This is a genomic window from Janthinobacterium sp. SUN206, from assembly GCF_030587305.1.
GTDB classification, from domain to species: Bacteria; Pseudomonadota; Gammaproteobacteria; order Burkholderiales; family Burkholderiaceae_D; genus Janthinobacterium; species Janthinobacterium kumbetense.
Genome location: NZ_JAPWIB010000001.1, coordinates 2,284,561 through 2,308,473 on the forward strand (window position 1 = coordinate 2,284,561; position 23,913 = coordinate 2,308,473).

Sequence of the window (23,913 nt, forward strand, 5' to 3'; positions counted from 1 at the left end):
GGCGCGGCCTTGAATGCACACAGCACCACCCACAGCCCGGCAGGCATGCATTTCCTGCCGCCGGACCAACGACAAAGAACACATGACCACCGTCCCCAAAGAAATCAACGCCGCCGCGGCAAAGAAGAATTCCGCTGAAAAGCTTACTCCCATGATGCAGCAATATTTAGGCATCAAGGAAAACCACCCGACGATGCTGGTCTTCTACCGCATGGGCGATTTCTACGAGCTGTTTTTCGAGGATGCGGAAAAAGCCTCGCGCCTGCTGGGCATTACCCTGACGGCGCGCGGCGTGGCCAGCGGCAACCCCATCAAGATGTGCGGCGTGCCGTTTCATTCGCTCGACGGCTATCTGGCCAAGCTGGTCAAGCTGGGCGAGTCGGTGGCCATCTGCGAACAGATCGGCGACCCGGCCACCAGCAAGGGCCCCGTCGAGCGCAAGGTCATGCGCGTCGTCACGCCCGGCACCCTGACGGATGCGGACTTGCTGCCTGAAAAGGCCGAGCGCCCGCTGCTGGCCATGTGCAGCATCACGCAGCGCAAGACGGTCACCACGGGCCTGGCCTGGCTGTCGCTGGCCAGCGGTGCCTTGAAGCTGATGGAGTTTTCCGGCGACAGCGCCACCGTGGCCGTGCGCCTGCAGCAGGAACTGGAACGCATCGTGCCGGCCGAAATCTTGAGCGGCGACAACGGCAACCTGTTCGACGATTACGCGGGCACGCACATCAACCGCGTGCCGGACTGGCATTTCGACGTGGTGGGCGGCCACAAGGCCCTGCTCGACCAATTGGGCGTGGCGACCCTGACGGGTTTTGGCGCCGATGGCCTCGGCGCCGCGTTCGGCGCGGCCGGCGCGCTGCTGCGCTATGCGCAATCGACGCAGGGCCGCGGCTTGCAGCACGTGCGCTCTTTGATCACGGAAACGGAAAGCGAATTCATCGGCCTGGATGCGGCCACGCGGCGCAACCTGGAATTGACGGAAACCATCCGCGGCCAGGAATCGCCGACGCTGTTTTCCCTGCTGGATCATTGCCGCACGGCCATGGGTTCGCGCATGCTGCGCCACTGGCTGCACCATGCGCGGCGCGACCAGAACGTGGCCCGCGCGCGCCATGAAGCGATCGCCGCGCTGGCGCAAAGCGAAGCGGCCGGTCCGCTCGCCGCCACCCTGGCGCAAGTGCCCGACATCGAACGCATCACCACGCGCATCGCCCTGCTGTCGGCCCGTCCGCGCGACCTGGCCGCCCTGCGCGACGGCTTGCTGCAACTGCCCGCCCTGCGCGGCGACGTGGTCCGTTGTTATGGTCCCGGCCAGGGCGGCGAAAGCGGCTTGCTGGCCGCCATCCACGGAGCGCTGGCCACGCCGACGGCCTGCCTGGACTTGCTGGTGCGCGCCGTGGCGCAGGAACCAGCCGCCATGGTGCGCGACGGCGGCGTCTTTGCCACCGGTTTCGACGCGGAACTCGATGAATTGCGCGCGCTGTCGGAAAACGCGGGCCAGTTCCTGCTCGACCTGGAAACGCGCGAACGCGCACGCACGGGCATCGCCAACCTGCGCGTCGAATACAACAAGGTGCATGGCTTCTACATCGAAGTCACGCACGGCCAGACAGACAAGGTGCCGGACGACTACCGCCGCCGCCAGACCCTGAAAAACGCCGAGCGCTACATCACGCCCGAACTGAAAGTGTTCGAAGACAAGGCCCTGTCGGCGCAAGACAAGGCGCTGGTGCGCGAAAAGATGCTGTATGACCTGCTGCTGGCCGAACTGGCGCCGCACATCGGCACCCTGCAGACGATTGCGCAAGGCCTGGCCCAGCTCGATACCCTGAATGCGCTGACGGAACATGCGCAACAGCACAACTGGGCCGCGCCGCAACTGGTCGACGAGCCGTGCATCAACATCGTCGAAGGCCGCCACCCCGTGGTGGAAAAGCAGATCGAACGCTTCATCGCCAACGATTGCCGCTTCGTCAACGAGCGCCGGCTGCTCTTGATCACCGGCCCGAACATGGGCGGTAAATCGACCTTCATGCGCCAGGTGGCACTCATCACCCTGCTGGCCTACGTGGGCAGCTACGTGCCGGCCGCGTCCGCCACCATCGGCCCCATCGACCGCATCTTCACGCGCATCGGCGCCACCGACGACCTGGCGGGCGGACGCTCGACCTTCATGGTGGAAATGACGGAATCGGCCGCCATCCTGAACGGCGCCACCGAGCATTCCTTGGTGCTGATGGATGAAGTGGGCCGCGGCACCTCGACCTTCGACGGCCTGGCCCTGGCGTGGGCCATCGCGCGCCATTTGATCGACACCAGCCGTAGTTTCACCCTGTTTGCCACACATTACTTTGAGCTGACGCAATTGCCGGACAGTCATCCGAGCGCCGCCAACGTGCATTTGTCCGCCGTCGAGCACAAGGACAGCATCGTCTTCCTGCATGCCGTGCAAGCCGGTCCCGCCTCGCAAAGCTATGGCTTGCAGGTGGCGCAACTGGCCGGCGTGCCGCAGCCCGTGATCAAGGCGGCGCGCAAACACCTGGCGCGCCTGGAAGCGCAGGCGCTCGACGCCACGCCGCAACGCGACCTGTTCGCCCTGCCCTCCGCCGATCCGTATGCGCAAGAGGAAGAAGAGGAAGCGGCGGCACCGCTGGCCGCGCTGAACGCGGCGCAGCAAGCCTTGCTCGACGCCATCACCGACCTCGATCCCGATGCGCTCACCCCGCGCGACGCGCTGGAGCAGCTGTACCAGTTGAAACGGCTGGCCGCCGCATGACCTTCCGGCGCAGCTCGATACGCCTGCTGGCCGCCGGCTTGCTCGCTGCCAGCCTGCCATGGCAAGCGGCGGTGGCGGCCCCCGTCGACCAGGCCGGCTTCGAGTTTGCCGTGCTGGGCCATTCCTTCAACGCAGGGCCGGACGACGGCCCCCTGAAAAAAGCCATCGCCGACACGAGCGCCTTCAATGCGTCGTTCGTCGTGGCCACCGGCATCAAGGCCGCCAGCGAATCGTGCAGCGACAAGCTGTATGGCCAGCGCAAGGACTTGCTCGACGCCAGCGGCCCGCCGCTGATCGTCTCGCTGTCGGCCAGCGACTGGGCCAACTGCCGCAATTCGCGCGGCAGGGTCAACGCCATCGAACGCCTGAACCGCTTGCGCGACGTGTATTTCGCCGATGACCAGAGCCTGGGCCAGCACAAGCTGACCCTGTCGCGGCTGTCATCGACGGCGAAATTCCGCAGCTATGCGGAAAATGCCCACTGGGAATACGGCGGCGTATTGTTTGCCACCGTGAATCTGCCGGCGAATAACAACCATTTCTTGCCGGAAGCGGGACGCAACAGCGAATTCGAAGACCGCCTGGTCGCCAACCGTTCCTGGCTGCAGCGATTGTTCGCCATGGCGCAGCGCAAGCAGCTTGACGGCATCGTGCTGTTTTCCGATGGCGACGTGGGCGTGCTCGATGAAGACGACAATTCGCTGCTGCCCAGCTTCAGTTCGAAACAGGATGGCTTTGCCGGACCGCGCAAGCAGATCCGCACTTTGGCCAAGAAGTTCAGCGGCAAGGTGTTATTGGTCGATACGCAGCGCGATGGCGACGCGGATGGCAAGGAGGGAAAAAGTAAAAAGGCAGCAGCCAGGGCTGGCGGGCCGAAAATCAGCTGGAAAGGCAACCTGGGCCACGTCAGCATCGACAACGACTGGTCCGCCATCGCCGTCCGGCCCGGCAAGACGCCATTCTTTGAGGTACGTCAACGCGCTACCCGCCCATCGGCGCAGGCGCGCGCCAAGGCGTCGACGCTGCGCCGATAAAATAAAGGCCGGCACGCAGCCAGCCTTTATCTATCCAACAACAGGCGTCACGACCAACAAACGTCACGACGCCTGAGAAAACCGTCGCGAGCAGCGGCGCGGCGTGGCCGAGAAGCGCAACCGTACTCTAGTACGGTGAACATCGCCGGCCGCAAAGCGCGCCGCGCAGCAGGTTTGCTCAGGTGTTAGTGAATAGGGTGGGTACGGAAGTGATCGCCGTCTTCGCCTTCATCATCTTCATCGCCATGGTCATGGCCGTGTGCGCCATGCACGTGGCCATGGGCGATTTCTTCTTCGGTGGCTTCGCGCACGTCGGCGACGGTCAGCGAGAAGCGCAGCGCGATGCCGGCCAGTGGATGGTTGCCGTCCAGAACGACCTTGTCGTCGGCGATATCGGTGACCGTGAAGATCATCGCTTCTTCGTCCGGCGAATCGCTTTCCGGCATGCCTTCGAACTGCATGCCCACTTCCAGCGGCTCAGGCAGGCGATTGCGCGGCTCGACCTTCACCAGGGCTGGATCGTATTCACCGAAAGCATCATCCGGTTCGATCTGGATCGTGTTGGAATAGCCAACTTCCTTGCCGTCGAGCTCTTCTTCGATCTTCGGCAGGGTGTTTTCATAATCACCGTGCAGGTAGACCATCGGCTGACGGCCGTCTTCGATCAGATTGTCTTGCGCGTCTGACAGTTTGTAGTTGACAGTCACGACCGTATTTTTGGCAATCTTCATTATGCTTCCTTTCATTGTATAAGCTGGCAAATTATACCTTCACGCCGCCAACGGCAGGCGCATTCCTGCATTTCCGGTTGTTATAATGGGCGCATGAAAACATTAACTCTCCTCGGCGATATCACGCCGGCGCAATTCCTGCGCGACTACTGGCATAAAAAACCCTTGTTGATCCGTCAAGCCGTGCCTGGCTTCAAGGCGCTGTTCGATTTCAAGGCCCTGGCCGAGCTGGCTACCCTCGATCACGTCGAATCGCGCCTGGTCAGCCATGCGGACGGCCACTGGAACATGCAGCAAGGCCCTTTGACCAGCCTGCCTTCGCTGAAACAGAAGGAATGGACCCTGCTGGTGCAGGGCGCCAACCTGCACAGCGCCAAGGCCGACGCCCTGCTGCGCCAGTTCCGCTTCCTGCCGGACGCGCGCCTGGACGACCTGATGGTCAGCTTCGCCACCGATGGCGGCGGCGTGGGCCCGCATTTCGATTCCTATGACGTATTCCTGCTGCAAGGCCAGGGCAAGCGCCACTGGCGCATCGGCGCGCAGAAAGACCTGAGCCTGATCGACGGCTTGCCGCTGAAGATCCTCAGCAATTTCACGCCCGATGAAGAATTCACGCTGGAACCGGGCGACATGCTGTATCTGCCGCCCCACTACGCGCACGACGGCGTGGCCATCGGCGATTGCCAGACGTATTCGATCGGCTTCCGCTCGCCCACGTTCCAGGAGCTGGGCGAAGCGTTCCTGCAATTCATGGCCGACTCGATCGACTTGCCGGGCATTTACAGCGATCCGGACTTGAAAGCGTCGGGCAAACCGGCGGAAATCCCCCGTGAAATGCTCAGCACCATCGCGGAAGAAATGAACAAGGTGCGCTTCACGGAAGAAGACGTGACCATTTTCCTGGGCGAACACCTGTCGGAACCGAAGCACAATGTATTTTTCACGCCGCTGTCCAAGCCGCTGACGGTAGGCCGCTTCGCGGACGCCGCACAGAAAAAGGGTGTCGTGTTGTCGCGCAAGACCCTGATGCTGTATCGTGGCAAGAATGTCTTCATCAATGGCGAATCGTTTGCCATTGGCAAGGCCGATAAAGCGGCCCTGGAAACCCTGGCCAACGAACGCGCCCTCGATGGCGCCGCCGTGGCCCAGGCTTCCGATGACGTGATGGATGCGTTATATACGTGGTATCAGGATGGCTGGCTCGAACTGGCTTGAATGGGGGCGGCGTAGCAAAGTGGTATTACAGTAGGTAAAATAACAGCATCTGCGTTAGCGCAATAAAACATATTATTTTTATATCGTTTTGTCGCGCTTTCGCAAATCGCTTACACTTGCTTGCAATTTGCTTCGGCAAATATTGCGATATCACAAAATAGTTGCGAATTTGCCTCTTGCTCCTATTGCGACGCACCAAAAATCGCTATAATATTCGGTTAGGAAGTTTCCGTTGTCTGGCAGGCACCACCTGGTACGAAAAGCCTTCGAAGACGACCTAACGAGCGATAATTACCGGTAATTATTCATCGCAACAATATTGATTTATTTTTTGAAATAATTAAGGAAAACAAATGAAAAAATCCCTGCTGATCGCCTCCCTGATGGTTGTTGCTCTGGCTGCTTGCAGCAAAAAAGAAGAAGCTCCTGCACCAGCACCAGTAGTTGAAACCCCAGCACCAGCACCAGCAGTTGAAGCTGCTCCAGCTGCTGCTGCTGACGCTGCTGCTTCGGCCGCTACCGACGCTGCTGCTGCTGCTTCGGCTGCCGCTTCGGCCGCTACCGACGCTGCTTCGGCTGCTTCGGCTGCTGCATCGGCTGCTAAGTAATTTAGCACCCTGCACTAAAGAAAGCCGACCTTCGGGTCGGCTTTTTTGCGTCCGGCGTTTTATCCGCAGGATATAAGGCTGGACGCAGGCAATAAAAAAGGCTGCGCCGGTTTCCCGGATCAGCCTTTTTTATTGCGCGGCAGGTTGTGATACCCGCCGCGAATGCACCGCTTACTTCAGCTGCTCGTTCAGCAAGCCCAGGATCTTCTCGGCCACTGGCGAGACATCGGGCTGGCCTTCGTTGCTGAGAATGCTGACCAGGCTGGTCGAGCCATTGCCGGCCTTGACCAGGACGCGGTAGCGCTGCGCTTCCTTGTCCTTGTCGGACGACGAACCCCAGCTGAACAGTTTCGAGAAGAAACCATCCTTCTTGACCGCGTCCGGATCGACGTAACGCACGAAATACGTGCCTTGCGTGCGGTCGCGGTCTTCCACGGTGAAGCCGACGCGGTCCAGCGCCAGGCCGACACGGCGCCAGGCGCGGTCGAAACCTTCATCGACTTCGATGGCGCGCGCCGGCGTGGCGGCGTCGCCCACCAGCTTGGCGTGCAGCGGCTGCACGATGGCGCCATCAATGGCTGTCTTCGCTTGTGCTTCATCGCTAGCCGCGCCCAGGCGCGTCATCAGCTTGGCCAGGAATTGCGCCTCCAGGCCCGGATCGTTCGGACGCGCGGTCCAGGTGGTGGTTTCCTTGTCGCGGCCCGTGACGACCTCTTCCACGCCGCGGTGGCTGATGTAGATCTCGGTCGAACCATCGGCCAGACGCTCCACGCGGGTGCGGAACTTGTCTTTTTCACCAGTCGAGTACATCGAATCGAAAGCCTTGCCGATGGTGTTGCGGATAAAGTCTTGCGGCAGCTTGGCGCGGTTTTCGTTCCACTCGGTTTCCATGATGCCAGCCGTAGGCTGGTCGATGGCGACGGTAAAGCCCGAATCTTCCCAGAATTGCTTGAGTTGCGGCCACAGCACTTCAGGCGACTGCTTGACGACCAGCCAGCGCTGGTTGCCCGCGCGCTCGACCTTCACGCCACCGGCCGTGACGGGCACGACACCCACCACGCCGTCGGCGCCCACGATGACGGGCGTGCCGGCCGTGGCATTGCGCTGGGCGTTGTAGCCGGAAGCCGTGGCCACGCCGTTTTTCGAATCCGGCAAGGAATAACGGTTGTCCTGCTGCAATTGCGTCAGGTCAGGCGGCACGTCCAGGGTGCTGGCTTTCTTGACCGACTTGTAGTCGACCTTGTCGCCGCCGACTACCGAACTGATCATGCCGCAGCCCGCGAGGCTGGCTGCGACGGCGCCGATGACGATGCCGCGGACGGCGATGGTGGCAGGCGCCGGTTTGGTTTTCTTGCAATTAGTCATGTCGTAACTGGATAAGAAGCTAAGTAGCAGCTGGAATCAGGAAAGGTCCGGGCTGGTCAAGCCCGGGCTTGAAGTTCGGCTTAAGACAGGATGCCAGCGTCGCGCAAGGCATCGCGCACGGTGGCATGGCAATTTTCAGCCAGCGGCACCAGTGGCAAGCGTATGCCGGCTGGCATCAGACCCATTTCGGCCAGCGCCCATTTGACGGGCACCGGGTTGGGCTCGACAAACAATTTCTGGTGCAAAGGGAACACTTTGTTATTGATGGCAATCGCCGTGGCGCGCTCGCCCGCCATGGCTGCCACGCACAGTTCGTGCATGGCGCGCGGCGCAACGTTGGCCGTCACGGAAATGTTGCCGTGGCCGCCGCAGAACATCAGCGCCATGGCCGTCGGATCGTCGCCCGAGTACACGGCGAAGTCCGCTGGAACCAGGCGCAGCAGGTCGACGCCGCGGCCGATATTGCCGGTCGCATCTTTCACGCCGACGATATTCGGGATGGCGGACAGGCGCACGATGGTCTCGTTGCTCATGTCGGCAACCGTACGGCCAGGCACGTTGTACAGGATGACGGGAATGTCGACGGCTTCGGCGATGGCCTTGAAGTGCTGGTACATGCCTTCCTGGGTAGGACGGTTGTAGTACGGCACCACTTGCAAGACAGCATCGGCGCCCGCTTCTTTCGCGTAGCGCGTCAGTTTGATGGCCTCGGCCGTGGAGTTGCCTCCGGCGCCGGCGATGATAGGAATGCGTCCCTTGGCATGTTCGACGGTCAACTGGATCAGTTCGCAGTGTTCTTCCACGCTGACTGTTGCCGATTCGCCCGTCGTGCCAACGATGACGATGCCGTCCGTACCCTCGGCGATATGCCAGTCGATCAGCTTGCGCAGACCTGGAAAGTCCAGACTGCCGTCTGCGTGCATCGGGGTGACGATTGCTACAATGCTGCCCTTGATCATAGTAAGTTTATAGCGCCGATAAATAAAACAACGATTGTAGCGGATAGCCCGCGCCTGTGGTGCATTCTGACATAGTATGGCCGCTCAAAACGTCGGCAGCAGGGCTGCCAACCGTGGAAAATCCGGCCGGACGGCGCAAATTCGTTGCACCAGAGCAGCTTTTGGCTGTTCCACGCGCCCATCCTCATACGCTACCACACGCAAGCCGTGCTGCACCGCCCAGGTCAGCATTTCGCCTTCCTTCAGCAGGAATTTCGGATTCGACGGTTTACCGAACTGCTCATTGCCCTCGGCAAACGTTTCATACAGCAGCACGCCATCGGGCGCCAGGCTGGCCACCATGGCTTCCAGCAGCGGCCGGTGCAGATAATTGGTGACGACGATGCCGGCAAAGCGGCCGGGAGCGAAAGGCCACACGGCGCCCGGCGCTTCCAGGTCCACCAGCGAGGTGGTGATGCCCGTGCCAGCCGCCTTTTCCAGCATTTCCGGATCATGGTCGAGCGCGATCACGGGGTGGCCCAGGCTTACCAGGTGGCGCGCGTGGCGGCCTGCGCCGCAGGCCAGGTCCAGCACCTCACCGCCCGGGATCAGGGGCGCCCAGCGGCGCAGCCAGCCGGAAATCGCTTCGGTTTCTAATATTGGTTCAGTTACTTGCATCGGTACTTCCATCAATTATGTGCGTACATCCAGTTGCGGGCATCAAGTCAATATCGCCGTCAGGGGCGTGACCAGGGTGACAAAAATGCCGATGACAAATTCGATCGCCGCCAGCAAGGCGCGGTTCAAGATGCCCGTGTACATCAGCAACACCAGGGCGCCGAAGACATACAGGCTGTAGCGCTCGATGCTGGCGTAAGGGCGCGCCAGCTGCATCGGCAGCAAGCCCGTCATGATGCGCCCGCCATCGAGGGGCGGCACGGGAATCAGGTTAAAGACGAACATGGCCGCATTCACGCTGACGCCGGCGCCCGCCATCTTGCGGAAAAACATGCCCATTTCCGTCGGCGGCAAGACGCTGAGCACGACGAAGGCGATCATCCAGCCCAGGCCCATGACGAAATTGGCGCCAGGCCCGGCAAACGCCACCCAGGCCATCTGCTTCTTCGGATTGCGCAGGCGGCTGAAATCGACGGGCACCGGCTTGGCATAGCCGAACGGCACCTGGATCGTGAAATACAGCATCAAGGGCAGCAAGATCGTGCCGAAAGGGTCGATATGCCGCATGGGATTGAGGCTCAGCCTGCCCTCGTTCGAGGCCGTGGGGTCGCCGAAATAGCGGGCCGCGTAGCCGTGCGCCGCCTCATGCAGGGAAATGGCAAACAGCACCGGCACCAGGTAGACCGCAACGGTCTGGACTATCGTATTGAAATCGCTCATGACCGCGATTCTACCAGAGCAGTCCCAGCCCCTTTCTTACGTTGTCATTAAGAACAGGTGAAGACCGGCGCCAGCACGGGCGCACAATGCCGCCTACAAACCCAGCACGGCCGGGTCACCCCGTCCCACGCGCACCACTTCCGGCTCCGGCCCCGTCAGGTCGATCACGGTACTGGGACCATGCGCGCAGACGCCACCGTCGACGATCAGGTCGACCAGTTTTTCCAGCCGCTCGCGGATCGTGTCGGCATCCGTCAGGCTGTCTTCGTCGCCCGGCAAGGTCAATGTCGCGCCCAGCAGCGGCTGGCCCAGCTCTTCCAGCAGGCATTGCACGATGCGGTGCTGCGGCACGCGCAGGCCGATGGTCTTGCGCGAAGGATGGCTGAGGCGGCGCGGCACTTCCTTCGTCGCTTCCAGGATGAACGTATAGGCGCCGGGCGTGGCCGCCTTGAGCAGGCGGAACTGGCGGTTGTCCACGCGGGCATACACGCCCAGCTCGCTCAAGTCGCGGCACAGCAAGGTTAAATGGTGCTTTTCATCCACACCACGGATGCGGCGCAGGCGCTCGACGGCACCCTTGTCGTCGAGCTGGCACACCAGCGCGTAGCAGGAGTCGGTGGGCAAGGCCACCACGCCGCCGGACTGGATGATCTGCGCCGCCTGCTTGATCAGGCGCAATTGCGGATTGTCGGGGTGAATATGAAAAAATTGACTCATGTGTAAGCGTTCTGGCGAACCAGCTTGTTAAGTTGGCATTATTGTACGCTGCGCAGCGCGGCGATGCGTTGTTCGAGGGGTGGATGGGTGGCGAACAGCGCGCCCCAGCCGCCATTGCCGCCGCTGATGCCCAGCGCCTGCATCGATTGCGGCAATTCGCCCGGCGGCACGCCGCCCAGGCGGGCCAGCGCATGCATCATCGGCGTGGGGCTGCCCAGCAGCTTGGCGGAACCGGCGTCGGCGCGGAATTCGCGCTGGCGCGAGAACCAGGCCACGATGATGGAAGCGAGCAAGCCGAAGATCACTTCGCACACCATCACGGTCACAAAGTAACCGATGCCGCGTCCGCCGCCTTCGCGGTTGTTATTTTTCAACAGGACATTGTCGACAAAGAAACCCACCACGCGGGCCATGAAGACGACGAAGGTATTCACCACGCCCTGGATCAGGGTCAAGGTGACCATGTCGCCATTCGCCACGTGGGCGATCTCGTGGCCCAGCACGGCTTCCACTTCATCGCGGTTCATGCTTTGCAGCAAGCCCGTGGACACGGCCACCAGCGCCGAATTCTTGAAGGCGCCCGTGGCGAACGCATTCGCGTCGCCTTCGTACACGGCCACTTCCGGCATGCCGATGCCGGCCCGCTCGGACAGCGCGCGCACGGTATTGACCAGCCACAACTCCGTCGACGACGTCGGATTGTCGATCACGCGCGCGCCCGTGCTCCACTTGGCCATCGGTTTGCTGATCAACAGCGAAAAGATCGAGCCCGTGAAGCCGACCACCAGCGAAAACACCAGCAGGCTGCCCAGGTTCAGGGTACTGCCGCGCGCCGGATTGCCCACGCCCAGCAAACTGAGCACGAGCGACAGCACCAGCATCACGGCCAGGTTGGTTGCAATAAACAGGACGATACGTTTCATGGGCGATGGCTCCGGAAAACAAGAATGACTAAAAGATAAGTATGCAGTCGCGACTTTTCAAGCCCGCGCGGCAGGCGCAGGCCAGCCGCGCCCTAGAACCAGTCGTGCCAAATCGGGGTGACGTTGGCTGGCAATGGCGGCAACATGGCAAAATCCACGCGCGACTCGCCCGGCGCATGGAAATCCGTGCCGCGCGAGGCGAGGAAACCGTAGGCGTTGGCCAGCTGCGCGTATTCCGGATACTGGTCCGGGCTGTGGCTGCCCGTGACGACCTCGATGGCCACGCCGCCGAGTTGTTTGAATTCATCGAACAGCACGCCTTGCGCCATGTCGCTGAAGCGGTAGCGGCCCGGATGGGCGATGACGGCCACGCCGCCCGCGCCGCGGATCCAGCCGACCGCTTCAGCCAGGGTGGCCCAGCGGTGCTCGACGTAGCCCGGCTTGCCTTCCGACAGGTATTTCTTGAACACGTCGGGAATGTTCGCGCATTTGCCCGTTTCCACGATGTAACGGGCAAAGTGCGTGCGCGACATCAGGTCCGGGTTGCCGACGAATTTCAAGGCCCCTTCATAGGCGTCGGGGATGCCAGCCAGGTCCAGCTGGCGGGCGATTTCGCGGCCGCGCGCGTCGCGCCCGGAACGCGTGCGGTGCAAGCCCTGCACGAGACCCGGATTGTTTTCATCGACTTGCAAGCCGACGATGTGCACGGTTTCGCCGGCCCACGTGATGGAAATTTCCACGCCGGCCACGAAGCGCATGCCCAGGTCCAGCGCGGCCGTGCGCGCGGCGGCGACGCCGGACACTTCATCGTGGTCCGTCAGCGCCCACACGTCCACGCCCGCCTTGCGCGCGTAAGCGGCCACGGCGGCCGGTGACAGCACGCCGTCGGAGATATTCGAATGACAATGCAGGTCGACTTTAAGCATGTGAAAACAATACCCCGCACGGGCTCAGCATGGAAGAAGTTTTCATTGTACGCTGCTTGGCCAATCGCGCTGCAGCGTTCCCGACACACATCAGGCCAAAAACGCTTCCACCAGCCGCGCCAGTGCCTGCGGCTGATCATGATGCAGCATGTGGCCCGCATCCGCCATCATCTCGCAGCGCACATCCTTGATGCAGGCCAAACGCCGGTCGATTTCGATGCGCGCCTGTTCCTTGGGCCCCATCCATTGCCACATATTCGTGTCATCGGCCTCCACCCACAGCACGGGCGCCGTGATGCGGCGCCAGCACGCCATCACTTCTTCCACCTGGTACAGGATGGGATTGACGCGCTTGTGCTGCGGGTCGCCCAGGATGTCCCACTCGCCCGCCTCGTTGCGCGCCGACCAGTGTTCGGCCAGGAAAGCGGCGCGCTCGTCGGGCAGGCGCGGATTGGTCTTTTGCAGGCGCTCGGCCACGGCGCGCTGCGAAGGATAGCTGCGCATGGCGGGCGGCTCGCGCAATTCGTCCAGCCACTTGGCGTAGCGGGCCGGCGCCTGCTCCGGCTGCGTTGCCATCATGCCGAAGCCTTCCAGGTTGATGAAGCGGCTGATGCGCTCCGGGCGCACGCCCGCGTACAGGCCGGCCACGTTGGCGCCCATGCTGTGGCCCAGCAGGTTGACGGGCGCGTCCGGCGAATAGTGCAGCAACATGGCGTCCAGGTCGGCCAGATAGTCGGGGAACCAGTAGGTGTCCGATTGCGTGTAGTCGCTGAGGCCAAAGCCGCGCCAGTCGGGCGCGATCACGTGCCAGTCGCCTTGCAACTCGTCGACGACGAACTGGAACGAGGCGGCCACGTCCATCCAGCCGTGCACCATGAACAGGATGGGCGCGCCTTCGCGGCCCCAATGGCGCACATGCGTACGGGCGCCGCGGATGTTGATGAATTCGGAACGGGAAAGTTTCATGGGTTTCATCGGATGCCTGCCTTGAAAGTGGCGCAGATGGCGCCACATGCTGTGTCTGTAGATAGGGCGCACATAAAAGTACGACCGTTCTATAATTATACCGGATTAGCGGCCGGCGCTCGGACTTGCCCTGCAACAGCGTAAAATAGCGCAAAACTTCCGCGTCCGGCCGTGCCCGGCGCTTCCACCACCGCCACAGGCTAACGATGACACTCTACCAATTGGGCGCCGATGCGCCGCTGATTGATGCTTCCGCTTTTGTTGCCGACACGGCCAACGTGATCGGCAAGGTGACCCTGGAAGCGAATACGTCCGTATGGTTCGGCGCCACGATCCGCGGCGACAACGAGCGCATCACCGTGGGCGCCAACAGCAATGTGCAGGAAGGCGCCGTGCTGCACACGGACCCGGGCTACCCGCTGGACATCGGCCGGAACGTGACCATCGGCCACCAGGCGATGTTGCATGGATGCACGATCGGCGATGGCGCCCTGGTCGGCATCCAGGCCGTGATCCTGAATGGCGCGAAGATCGGCAAGAACTGCCTGGTCGGCGCGGGCGCGCTGGTCACGGAAGGCAAGGAATTTCCCGACAATATGCTGATCATCGGCTCACCGGCGAAAGCCGTGCGGGCCCTGACGGCAGACGATATCACCAGGCTACAAGGCAACGCCGTGAACTATGTGCAACGCGGCCAGCTATTTAATACGCAACTCAAGAAGATTGGATAAGAGAATGACGACTGAAACCACGGGCGCAATCAGCGCAGCCGTTAGCGGCCAGGATACCCTGCAAAAATTTATTTTCGACAACGCCGCCGTGCGCGGCCAGTTCATCGACGTTTCGGCCACGTGGCAGGAAGTGGTGTCGCGCCACGCCTACCCGACGGCCGTGAAAAAAGTGCTGGGCGAAATGGTGGCTGCCGCCGCCCTGCTGTCGGCCAACCTGAAATTCAACGGTTCCATCATCATGCAAATCCATGGCGACGGCCCCGTGCGCCTGATGGTGGTCGAGTGCGACTCCGACCTGCGCCTGCGCGCCACGGCCAAGCTGGACCCGGACGCCACGATTCCCGACGTGGCCACCGTGCCGCAATTGCTCAACGCCACGGGCAAGGGCCGCTTCATCATCACCCTGGACCCGGCCGACAAGGTGCCGGGCCAGCAACCGTACCAGGGCATCGTGCCGCTGGACGGCGACGACATGGCCACCGTGATCGAAAACTACATGTTGCGTTCGGAACAGCTCGACACCCGCCTGTGGCTGGCCACGGACGACAGCGTCTCGCGCGGCCTGCTGCTGCAAAAGCTGCCCCACCATGGCGGCAAGGCCGAAGCGACGCCCGTGTCGGAAGAAGACGCGCTGGACACGTGGAACCGCGCCGTGATGCTGGCCTCGACCCTGAAAGAGGCGGAAATCCTGTCGACGGATATCGATACCCTGATGCAGCGCTTGTTCTGGGAAGAAACCATCCGCGTCTTCGATCCCCTGCACCCGAGCTTCCATTGCAGCTGCACGCGCGAAAAAGTGGGCAATATGCTCAAGATGCTGGGCGAGGAGGAAGTCAACAGCACCCTGGAAGAAGTGGGCCAAGTGGGCGTGAACTGCGATTTCTGCGGTCAGCACTATGAATTCGACAAGGTCGATTGCGCGCAGCTGTTCGTCACGGATGCGCCGGCCGAAGTCCTGATTCCACCCGCAGCCAGCATCAACTGATCATTACACTTTCGCAATGAATCTGCCGCGCCGCCCCTGAGGCGGCGCAATTGTTTCTGCTGTCATCTTCCCGTCATCAGTTCGTCATCAGCCCGTCACGCGCCGCCGTTACGCTGCGCAGCTTGTATTACTTCCAATACTTTCCACAGGCTGATGATGAATACCCACTTGACGCTGGCCCTGCGCCGCCATTCCTTCCATGTTTTGCTGGGCGCTTGCGCCGCAGGCCTCTCCTTGCCTGCCCTGGCGCAAACGGCCGTCGCCGCCGCCGTGGCGTCCGCCGCCACCGACATGGCCTCCGCCCCCGCTGCCGATGACAATGCTCCGATGGCCACCGTGGAGATTTCCTCGCGCAAGACGCGCTCTTCCGTCGCCCTGAGCAAGAATGAAATCCAGAAAATCCTGCCCGGCACGAATCCGTTAAAGGCCCTGCAAACCTTGCCTGGCGTCAGCTTCCAGACGGCCGACCCATGGGGCAACAACGAGCAAAACCTGTCGCTGTTCGTGCATGGTTTTTCCGGCCAACAACTGGGCTACACCATGGACGGCGTGCCGCTGGGCGACCAGCAATACGGCAACTACAACGGCCTGTCGCCGCAGCGCGCCGTGATCAGCGAAAACGTGCGCAGCGTCGTGCTGTCGTCTGGCGCGGGCGACCTGGCCACGGCGTCGACCAGCAACCTGGGCGGCACCATCGAAACCTATTCCAGCGACCCGCTGGCCACGCAAGGCGCCAGCGTGCAGCAAACGGTGGGCAGCCACCGCACGTCGCGCACGTTTGCCCGCTATGACACGGGCGCCTTCGGCGATGGCAGCAGCGCCTATTTTTCCATCCTGCACCATGAAGCGCGCGCCTGGGACTTCGATGCGCGCCAGGGCGGCGACCAGTTCAACGCCAAGTACGTCAACCGCAGCGAGGCGGGCAAGCTGACCCTGTTCTTCAATTACTCGGACAAGATCGAGCCGAACGAAGACAGCACCGTGCACGTGGCGGGCGAGACGAGCGCGCCATACACGCGCCCCTTCCTGTATCCGGACTTCAAGGCGGCCCTGAATTACCTGTCGCCGACGGGCGCCACGCCTGCCGCGGACGGCAACAATTACCGCAACTACTACAGCGATGCGCAGCGCACCGATTACCTGGCTTACGCCAAGTTCGACGCCAACTTGTCCGAAGGCATGACGTGGTCGAACCAGGTGTATTACCACAAGGATGACGGCGCGGGCGTGGTGGCCGGCCCCATCGGCGTGGCCGGCTTGCCGGGCCTGTTCAGCGTGTACTACCCGAAACAGAACCTGAAACAGGTGTTCGGCAACTCGGGCTACGCCGTGCGCACGACGGAATACGACATCAAGCGGGGCGGCTTCCTTTCCACCCTGCGCAAGGAAATCGGCAATCACCAGCTGGAAGCGGGCCTGTGGCTGGAACAGAACCGCTCGTCCGCCTACCGCCGCTGGTATGCGCTGGACGTCAACAACCCGACGTCGCCGTACGACCGCCCCAGCAATCCTTTGATCACGCAGTACGGCAGCGAAATCGACAACAAGGTGGTGCAGCTGCACTTGCAGGATGAATGGCGCATCCGCCCCGATGTCGCCCTGCAAGCCGGCTTCAAGTCCAGCCTGCAATTTGCCGATGGCCAATTCCCCGTGCAGCCGGCCAAGGGCGCCATCGCCGGCGGCTCGACGGCATTGCCGGTCGGCACCATCAACACGAAAAAATGGTTCTTGCCGCAAGTGGGCGCGCGCTGGGATTTCACGCCGCAAGACCAGCTGTACTTCAATATCCAGAAAAACATGCGCCAGTTCGTCACCTATGGCGGCGGCGGCGCGTCGCCCTGGAGCTTGTCGAGCCAGGCAGCCTTCGACCTGTTCAAGCGCGACGCCAAGCCGGAAACGGCCCTCACCTATGAAGTGGGCGTGCGCGGCAGCCACCCATTGAACCTGGGCGCCATCACGGCCATCGATGGCCAAGTCAACGTCTACCACGTCGATTTCAGCAACCGTTTGCTGCAGATCAGCCCGACGCCCGTGATTTCCTCCATCATTGGCGGCAACCCCGTGCTGGCCAACGTGGGCAGCGTGCGCACGGACGGCATCGATATCGCGGGCACCGTGCACTTCGGCAACAATTTCTCGTTCTACAATGCCCTGTCGTACAACCGCTCGCAGTACGCGGACAATTACAACAATGGCGCCGCGCTGGTCTTGACGGCGGGCAAGAACGTGCCGGGCTCGCCTGAATGGCTGAACAAGTTCGTTGCTTCCGCCACGGTTGGCGACATCGAAGTGCAACTGACGGGAGACTATGTGGGCAAGCGCTATGCGACGTACACCAACGATCTGTCCGTCCCAAGCTATTTCCTGATGGGCCTGGGCGTGTCGGGCAAGCTGCCGGCCATGGCCGGCTGGCTGAAAAACCCGCGCTGGCGCGTGAATGTGAGCAACCTGGCCAACCGCGAAGGCGCGCTGAACGTGGTGGTCGGCGCGGCCGACAAGACGTACAACACCTTCCCCATCGCCCCTCGCCAGGGCTTCCTGACCTTGACGGCGGATTTCTGATGCGTACGCCTATCCTTCCGCAACGGCACTTTTCGCGCCGCAGCTTCGTCCAGGCGGCCGTCGGCGGCTTGGCGCTGGCAGCCGCACCCGGCTTTGCCGCGGGCCTGCTGGAAACAAAGCCAAGCCGTCCGCTCGTCTTCGCCCACCGGGGCGCCAGCGCCCTGCGTCCCGAGCATACCTTGGCGTCCTACGCCAAGGCCATCCTCGACGGCGCCGACTACGTCGAGCCGGACCTGGTGGCCACGCGCGACGGCATTCTGGTCGCGCGCCACGAAAGCAACCTGATCGACACCACCGACGTGGCGCGCCGTCCCGAGTTCGCGAGCCGGCGCGGCAAGAAGATGGTCGACGGCGAATGGCACGAAGGCTGGTTCGTCGACGACTTCACGCTGGCCGAACTGAAAACCCTGCGCGCCATCGAACGGCTGCCGAAAGTACGTACCGGCAACACCTTATACGATGGACAATTCCAGATCCCCACCTGGGAAGAAATCATCGATTTTGTTGCAGCGCAATCTGCCGCCAGCGGACGCGTCATCGGCCTCGTGCCGGAGCTGAAAAGCTCCACGTATTTCCGCGATGCGGGCCTGGCGCTGGAAGACCGTTTCCTGTCGACCCTGCTGGCGCACGAGTACACGCGCCGCGCGCCCATCGAAATCCAGTCCTTCGAAGTGGCCAATTTGAAATACTTGCGCGAGAAGCTGGGACGGCGCGCCAACGTGCGCCTGATGCAGCTGGTGGTGGGCGGCGATATCCGCCCGATGGACGTGGCCAAGGCGGGCGGCAAGCTGACGTTTGGCCAGATGACGACGCCCGCCGGCCTGCGCGACATCGCCGCCTACGCGGACGTGGTAGCGCCGCCAACGCGAGGAATCATCCCGCTGGGCGCCGACCAGCGCCTGGCCAAGCCCTCTTCCATCGTCGACGATGCGCACCAGGCGGGCTTGCTGCTGCACACGTGGACCTTCCGTCCGGAAAACCGCTTCCTGGCGGCCGACTTCCGCGACGGCAATGGCGAAAATGCGCGCAACGAAGCGGGATCCGTGGCGGAAATGCGGCGCTATATCGAGACGGGACTCGACGGTTTTTTCAGCGACGATCCGGGTTTGGGACGCATCGCCGCAGGATAAACATTTCGTAACAAATTCATTTTCAGGGCGTGGCCGATGGCTACGCCCTTATTATGCGTTTCTTGAATTTCTGAAATTGGAATTTGAAATTGGACGCATATCGCAAACTCCATTATTGTGCAATGCAACAACAGACCATTCATGGAGGGCATATGTCCACTTTTACCAACACCTACAGCAACGACAACGACAATTACTTCAGCAACCTGGGCCGCGCCACGCGCGCCTTCCTGGGCGCCCTGCTCGCTTCCAAGCCGTACAGCGAACTGGCACAGAAGGAAGTCATCGCCAGCAGCGTCAGCGATGAAGAGCAGCGCTATGTGCGTCCAAGCAAGCGCGATTTCGCCCTGCTGAACTCGGAAGCGAACCGCTACGAAAAACTGATGCCGAATCTGGCCGCAGAACTGCGCTTCCTGGCTTCGCGCGGTTAAAAAACGTTCATGGCGGCGTTGCCTGCGCCTTGCCGTACTGACGTACTGTCTTCGGCTGGGCGCCTGGCCCTGGACGTTTTTTTAAGCTAACTAAATATACTGACAAGGATTTTTATATGATATTTCTCGAAACCGTACTGGTAAGTGTCGCCGTCGTGGTCACCGGCATCCATTTTTACCTGATCACGACCGGCAAGGCCCGTTTCTGATCAGCAAGCAGCAAGCAGCAAGGCAGCAAGGCAGCAGCACGCCGCGCCATGCGTGTGCAGCAGTACAAGGTAATAAGTACAAGGAAGTAAAGTGATATGTCAGCCTGGCAATCGGTCCAGGCTGGCAAGCGGGAAGTAGTACTATCTTAATGTGGCGCCGCGGCGTCCACCGGCGTTTCCAGCAGTGGCGGGGTTTGTCCCTTGCGCACGATCTGCACGAAAATCTCATTCTGTTTGACCATGCCCAGCTCGTAGCGGGCACGCTCTTCGACGGCGCCCGTACCATCCTTCAGGTCGCGCACTTCGGATTCGAGCTTGGCGTTGCGCGCCTTCAATTCCATGTTCTTCTTGTTGGCCACCGCCACTTGGGCTTCCATGTCGGCAACACGCAGCCAGCCGCCTTTACCCAGCCAGAGGGGAAATTGTATCAACAGCAGCAGGGCTGCCAGGGCGAGCGTAATCAGGCGCATGGGGCATTCAGTTAAAAAACCGGCCGGAACATCTCCGGCCGGCCAGTGGGTTTTACATCAGCTTACTTCAGATTATAGAACGCATCGCGGCCAGGGTAGCTGGCGATGTCGCCCAGGTCTTCCTCGATACGCAGCAGCTGGTTGTACTTGGCCATGCGGTCCGAACGCGACATCGAGCCCGTCTTGATCTGCAGGGCGTTCGTGGCAACGGCGATATCGGCGATGGTCGAGTCTTCCGTTTCGCCCGAGCGGTGCGAAATGACGGCCGTGTAGCCGGCGCGCTTGGCCATTTCGATGGCGGCGAAGGTTTCCGTCAGGGTACCGATCTGGTTGATCTTGATCAAGATCGAGTTAGCGATGCCTTTCGAGATGCCTTCTTTCAGGATCTTGGTGTTGGTGACATACAGGTCGTCGCCGACCAGTTGCACTTTCTTGCCCAGTTCTGCCGTCAGGATCGCCCAGCCGTCCCAGTCGCCTTCGTGCATCGCGTCTTCGATCGAGATGATCGGGTACTTGTCGCACCAGGTCGCCAGCAGGTTGGTGAACTCGGTGGCCGTCAGGCTCAGGCCTTCGCCTTCCATTTCGTACTTGCCGTTCTTGTAGAACTCGGACGCGGCGCAATCGAGGCCGATGGCGATCTGCGTGCCTGGCTCGTAGCCCGCTTCTTCGATGGCCTGGATGATCAGCTTGATGGCTTCTTCATGGTTGGCCAGCGATGGCGCGAAACCGCCTTCGTCGCCCACGTTGGTGTTCAGACCCTTCTTGTGCAGGATCTTTTTCAGCGTGTGGAACACTTCCGCGCCGTAGCGGACGGCTTCCTTGAACGACGGGGCGCCCACGGGAATGATCATGAATTCCTGGATATCCAGGTTGTTGTCGGCGTGTGCGCCGCCGTTGATGACGTTCATCATCGGCACTGGCATCTGCATGGCGCCCGAACCGCCGAAATAGCGGTACAGCGGCAAGCCGGCTTCTTCGGCGGCAGCCTTGGCGACAGCCATCGAGACGGCCAGGATGGCGTTGGCGCCCAGGCGCGATTTGTTTTCCGTGCCGTCCAGGTCGATCAGGGTACGGTCCAGGAAAGCCTGTTCATTGGCGTCCAGGCCCATGATGGCTTCGGAGATTTCGGTATTGATGTTTTCGCATGCTTGCAGCACGCCCTTGCCGAAGTAGCGCTTGGCGTCGCCATCGCGCAATTCCACGGCTTCGCGCGAACCGGTCGAGGCACCCGACGGCACGGCCGCACGGCCCATCACGCCCGATTCCAGCAACACATCGCATTCGACGGTCGGGTTACCGCGCGAGTCCAGGATTTCGCGACCGATAATATCAACAATAGCACTCATGTCATTCTCCAAAGTTAAGCGTAACAGGGGCTGCACACTGCGTTCTGATGCGCAATTGCACAAAGGGGGCAAAGAAACTCCCGGCGGGAACGATCTGGCCGGGAGCTGTCTTACGGGTAATACTGTCGCGATCGACCGCGTTATTCCGCAGCGGCGTTGGCTTCTTTGTGCGCCAGCGCTGCCTTGATGAACGACGTAAACAACGGATGGCCGGTGCGTGGCGTCGACTTGAACTCGGGATGGTATTGCACGCCCATATACCAAGGGTGGGAATTTTCACCCGTGCGCGGCAATTCCATGATTTCGCACAAATCTTCGCTCGGCGTGCGGGCCGACACGATCAGGCCAGCCGATTCGACACGGGCCAGGTAGTGATTATTGGCTTCGTAGCGATGACGGTGACGCTCGGTCACCACGCTGCCGTAGATCTCGGCGGCGAGGGTGCCCGGATTGACGGCGCAGGTCTGCGCGCCCAGGCGCATGGTACCGCCCAGGTCCGAGTTTTCATCGCGCAACTCGACTTTACCATCGTGGTTTTGCCACTCATTGATCAGTGCAACAACAGGTTGATCCGTATCAAGGTCGAACTCGGTCGAATTCGCGTTCGGCATGCCTGCCTTGTTGCGCGCGTATTCGATCAGGGCCACTTGCATGCCCAGGCAGATGCCCAGGTAAGGGATCTTGTTTTCACGGGCAAACTGGGCCGCCTTGATCTTGCCTTCCACGCCGCGCTTGCCGAAGCCGCCCGGTACCAGGATGGCATCGTACTTGGCCAGGTTGTCGCAACCGGTCGTTTCGATTTCTTCCGAATCGATGTACTCGATGTTGACGCGGCTTTCCGTGTGGATGCCGGCGTGGCGCAGCGCTTCGATCAGCGACTTGTACGACTCGGTCAGCTCGACATACTTGCCGACCATGCCGACGGTCACTTCCGCCTTCGGGTGCTCCATCGTGTAGATCAACTTGCTCCAGATCGACAGGTCGGCCGGTGCAGGATCGAGGTCCAGCGCGTCGCAGATGATCTTGTCGAGGCCCTGGTCGTGCAGCATTTGCGGCACTTTGTAGATGGTGTCGACGTCCCACACGGAAATGACGGCGTCTTCCTCGATGTTCGAGAACAGCGAGATTTTCGCGCGCTCGTCTTCCGGGATGGCGCGGTCGGCGCGGCACAGCAGCGCATTCGGCAAGATGCCGATTTCGCGCAGCTTTTGCACCGAGTGCTGGGTCGGCTTGGTTTTCAGTTCACCGGCCGAGGCGATGTAAGGCACCAGGGTCAGGTGGACGAACGCCGTGTTCTTGCGGCCGGCGCGCAGGCTCAGCTGGCGTGCCGCTTCCAGGAATGGCAAGGATTCGATATCGCCGACGGTGCCGCCGATTTCGCACAGGGCCACGTCGTAGCCTTCGGCGCCACGGCGGATGTAATCCTGGATTTCATTGGTGATATGCGGAATCACCTGCACGGTCTTGCCCAGATATTCGCCCCGGCGTTCCTTGCGGATCACCGATTCATAGATCTGGCCAGTGGTGAAGTTATTCACCTTTTTCATGCGGGTGGAGATGAAGCGCTCGTAGTGACCGAGGTCGAGGTCGGTTTCGGCCCCGTCATCGGTGACGAATACTTCACCGTGTTGCATAGGGCTCATCGTGCCAGGATCGACGTTGATATACGGGTCGAGCTTGAGCATGGTGACTTTAAGGCCGCGCGATTCGAGGATCGCGGCGAGGGAGGCGGCGGCAATCCCTTTTCCAAGGGAAGACACAACGCCACCAGTGACGAAGACAAATTTGGTCATTGCAGATGGTGCCGAACGGCACGTGCGGGAAATTGAAATTATACACTAAAGCCCGCCTGCGTCGCTCCCCGCGCACGGAAATTTGCGCCAAATACCGACTATCCCTCCCCCTCCTGCTGTCTACGCGCAACAAAATTACCCAATAACAATAATTGAAATATTTCCAATTCCATATGTTGTGTGGGCGAGCGAACAGACCCTGCCGCGCCCCGGCGGCAGACTGGGATTTTTCAACAGGAGGTCCATCATGAGCTACGAAGAACGCGACGCCTACGGCATGTATGTCAACCGCGGCCACAAAGGCCCCGGCCCTGAACTGATGGGCGCCGACACCCTGATCGGCGACCATGTGCACAATGCCAAGGATGAACACCTGGGCGAAATCAAGGAAATCATGCTCGACATGCGCAGCGGCAAGATCGCCTACGCCGTCATGTCGCACGGCGGCGTCTTCACCATCGGCGAAAAGCTGTTCGCCGTGCCGTGGGAAGCGCTGCTGCTCGACACCGTCAACAAGCGCTTCACCCTCAACGTCGACAAGGAACGCATCGAAAACGCGCCCGGCTTCGACACGGATAACTGGCCGAACATGGCGGACAGCGCTTGGGCGACGTCGATCCATAGCTATTATGGTACGACGCCGCGCGAGTATTAATTAA

The 23,913-nt window shown here is 61.4% G+C and carries 22 protein-coding genes; 10 read left to right on the top strand and 12 right to left on the bottom strand.

The genetic code is table 11. The annotated features are described in order from the left end of the window. Positions 1 to 82: 82 nt before the first annotated feature. Positions 83 to 2,776 carry a DNA mismatch repair protein MutS gene (gene mutS, locus O3300_RS10285; protein ID WP_305052859.1) on the top strand — a complete coding sequence of 898 codons (2,694 nt, stop codon included), beginning with the start codon at positions 83 to 85 and terminating at the stop codon, positions 2,774 to 2,776. Continuing rightward, complete coding sequence (locus O3300_RS10290; protein WP_305052860.1) at positions 2,773 to 3,810, top strand: hypothetical protein; 1,038 nt, start codon at positions 2,773 to 2,775, stop codon at positions 3,808 to 3,810. The genes mutS and O3300_RS10290 overlap by 4 nt, the downstream gene beginning before the upstream one ends. Before the next feature lie 185 nt (positions 3,811 to 3,995). Here the strand turns inward: O3300_RS10290 and O3300_RS10295 are convergent, their stop codons facing one another. Then, positions 3,996 to 4,541 (bottom strand): peptidylprolyl isomerase, encoded by a 546-nt coding sequence (locus O3300_RS10295; RefSeq protein ID WP_152250192.1) that lies wholly within the window; start codon positions 4,539 to 4,541, stop codon positions 3,996 to 3,998. 93 nt (positions 4,542 to 4,634) lie between these two features. Between O3300_RS10295 and O3300_RS10300 the strand changes: the two genes are divergently transcribed. Then, positions 4,635 to 5,756: a cupin domain-containing protein gene (locus tag O3300_RS10300; protein WP_251350385.1), complete on the top strand. Its 1,122-nt coding sequence runs from the start codon at positions 4,635 to 4,637 to the stop codon at positions 5,754 to 5,756. 353 nt (positions 5,757 to 6,109) lie between these two features. After that, the gene (locus tag O3300_RS10305; protein WP_034783358.1) at positions 6,110 to 6,364 is read left to right on the top strand and encodes a hypothetical protein; all 255 of its coding nucleotides are present in this window, start codon (positions 6,110 to 6,112) and stop codon (positions 6,362 to 6,364) included. 171 nt (positions 6,365 to 6,535) lie between these two features. On the opposite strand, the gene bamC is transcribed toward O3300_RS10305, so the two are convergent. The 8 genes from bamC to O3300_RS10345 form a co-directional block, all read right to left on the bottom strand. Then, on the bottom strand, positions 6,536 to 7,729 hold the full coding sequence (bamC, locus tag O3300_RS10310; RefSeq protein ID WP_305052861.1) for an outer membrane protein assembly factor BamC: 1,194 nt from the start codon (positions 7,727 to 7,729) through the stop codon (positions 6,536 to 6,538). A gap of 80 nt (positions 7,730 to 7,809) precedes the next feature. Next, positions 7,810 to 8,688: a 4-hydroxy-tetrahydrodipicolinate synthase gene (dapA, locus tag O3300_RS10315; protein WP_305052862.1), complete on the bottom strand. Its 879-nt coding sequence runs from the start codon at positions 8,686 to 8,688 to the stop codon at positions 7,810 to 7,812. 84 nt (positions 8,689 to 8,772) lie between these two features. Continuing rightward, positions 8,773 to 9,345, bottom strand: a complete 573-nt coding sequence (locus tag O3300_RS10320) for a bifunctional 2-polyprenyl-6-hydroxyphenol methylase/3-demethylubiquinol 3-O-methyltransferase UbiG (RefSeq protein WP_099666949.1) — start codon at positions 9,343 to 9,345, stop codon at positions 8,773 to 8,775. Positions 9,346 to 9,387: 42 nt separating this feature from the next. Beyond that, entirely contained in the window at positions 9,388 to 10,065 is a 678-nt protein-coding gene (locus O3300_RS10325) for a site-2 protease family protein (protein ID WP_289911080.1), read from the bottom strand. Positions 10,066 to 10,158: 93 nt separating this feature from the next. Beyond that, complete coding sequence (locus O3300_RS10330) at positions 10,159 to 10,782, bottom strand: L-threonylcarbamoyladenylate synthase (protein WP_077407642.1); 624 nt, start codon at positions 10,780 to 10,782, stop codon at positions 10,159 to 10,161. A 38-nt stretch (positions 10,783 to 10,820) separates the two neighbouring features. After that, complete coding sequence (htpX, locus tag O3300_RS10335) at positions 10,821 to 11,705, bottom strand: protease HtpX (protein ID WP_099666947.1); 885 nt, start codon at positions 11,703 to 11,705, stop codon at positions 10,821 to 10,823. A 92-nt stretch (positions 11,706 to 11,797) separates the two neighbouring features. Then, positions 11,798 to 12,631, bottom strand: coding sequence for a 3',5'-nucleoside bisphosphate phosphatase (locus tag O3300_RS10340; protein ID WP_077407646.1), 834 nt, complete (start codon positions 12,629 to 12,631; stop codon positions 11,798 to 11,800). A gap of 90 nt (positions 12,632 to 12,721) precedes the next feature. Next, on the bottom strand, positions 12,722 to 13,597 hold the full coding sequence (locus tag O3300_RS10345; RefSeq protein WP_305052863.1) for an alpha/beta fold hydrolase: 876 nt from the start codon (positions 13,595 to 13,597) through the stop codon (positions 12,722 to 12,724). A gap of 206 nt (positions 13,598 to 13,803) precedes the next feature. On the opposite strand from O3300_RS10345, the gene O3300_RS10350 reads away from it, so the two are divergent. From O3300_RS10350 to O3300_RS10370, 5 genes are all read left to right on the top strand, one after another. Further along, the gene (locus O3300_RS10350; protein ID WP_070260363.1) at positions 13,804 to 14,328 is read left to right on the top strand and encodes a gamma carbonic anhydrase family protein; all 525 of its coding nucleotides are present in this window, start codon (positions 13,804 to 13,806) and stop codon (positions 14,326 to 14,328) included. Positions 14,329 to 14,332: 4 nt separating this feature from the next. Continuing rightward, entirely contained in the window at positions 14,333 to 15,313 is a 981-nt protein-coding gene (gene hslO, locus O3300_RS10355; RefSeq protein ID WP_305052864.1) for an Hsp33 family molecular chaperone HslO, read from the top strand. 153 nt (positions 15,314 to 15,466) lie between these two features. Continuing rightward, positions 15,467 to 17,875: a TonB-dependent receptor gene (locus O3300_RS10360; RefSeq protein ID WP_305052865.1), complete on the top strand. Its 2,409-nt coding sequence runs from the start codon at positions 15,467 to 15,469 to the stop codon at positions 17,873 to 17,875. Next, a complete protein-coding gene (locus O3300_RS10365; RefSeq protein WP_099666942.1) occupies positions 17,875 to 19,005 on the top strand; it encodes a glycerophosphodiester phosphodiesterase in 1,131 nt (376 codons plus the stop codon). The genes O3300_RS10360 and O3300_RS10365 overlap by 1 nt, the downstream gene beginning before the upstream one ends. Positions 19,006 to 19,157: 152 nt before the next feature. Next, positions 19,158 to 19,436, top strand: a complete 279-nt coding sequence (locus O3300_RS10370; RefSeq protein WP_099666941.1) for a hypothetical protein — start codon at positions 19,158 to 19,160, stop codon at positions 19,434 to 19,436. Between the two features lie 355 nt (positions 19,437 to 19,791). Here the strand turns inward: O3300_RS10370 and ftsB are convergent, their stop codons facing one another. The 3 genes from ftsB to O3300_RS10385 form a co-directional block, all read right to left on the bottom strand. Continuing rightward, complete coding sequence (gene ftsB / locus O3300_RS10375) at positions 19,792 to 20,115, bottom strand: cell division protein FtsB (RefSeq protein WP_035821182.1); 324 nt, start codon at positions 20,113 to 20,115, stop codon at positions 19,792 to 19,794. 62 nt (positions 20,116 to 20,177) lie between these two features. After that, entirely contained in the window at positions 20,178 to 21,461 is a 1,284-nt protein-coding gene (gene eno, locus O3300_RS10380; protein ID WP_034750709.1) for a phosphopyruvate hydratase, read from the bottom strand. A 140-nt stretch (positions 21,462 to 21,601) separates the two neighbouring features. Next, a complete protein-coding gene (locus O3300_RS10385; RefSeq protein ID WP_099666940.1) occupies positions 21,602 to 23,254 on the bottom strand; it encodes a CTP synthase in 1,653 nt (550 codons plus the stop codon). Between the two features lie 247 nt (positions 23,255 to 23,501). Between O3300_RS10385 and O3300_RS10390 the strand changes: the two genes are divergently transcribed. Next, positions 23,502 to 23,909 carry a PRC-barrel domain-containing protein gene (locus O3300_RS10390; RefSeq protein ID WP_251350379.1) on the top strand — a complete coding sequence of 136 codons (408 nt, stop codon included), beginning with the start codon at positions 23,502 to 23,504 and terminating at the stop codon, positions 23,907 to 23,909. Positions 23,910 to 23,913: the final 4 nt, after the last annotated feature.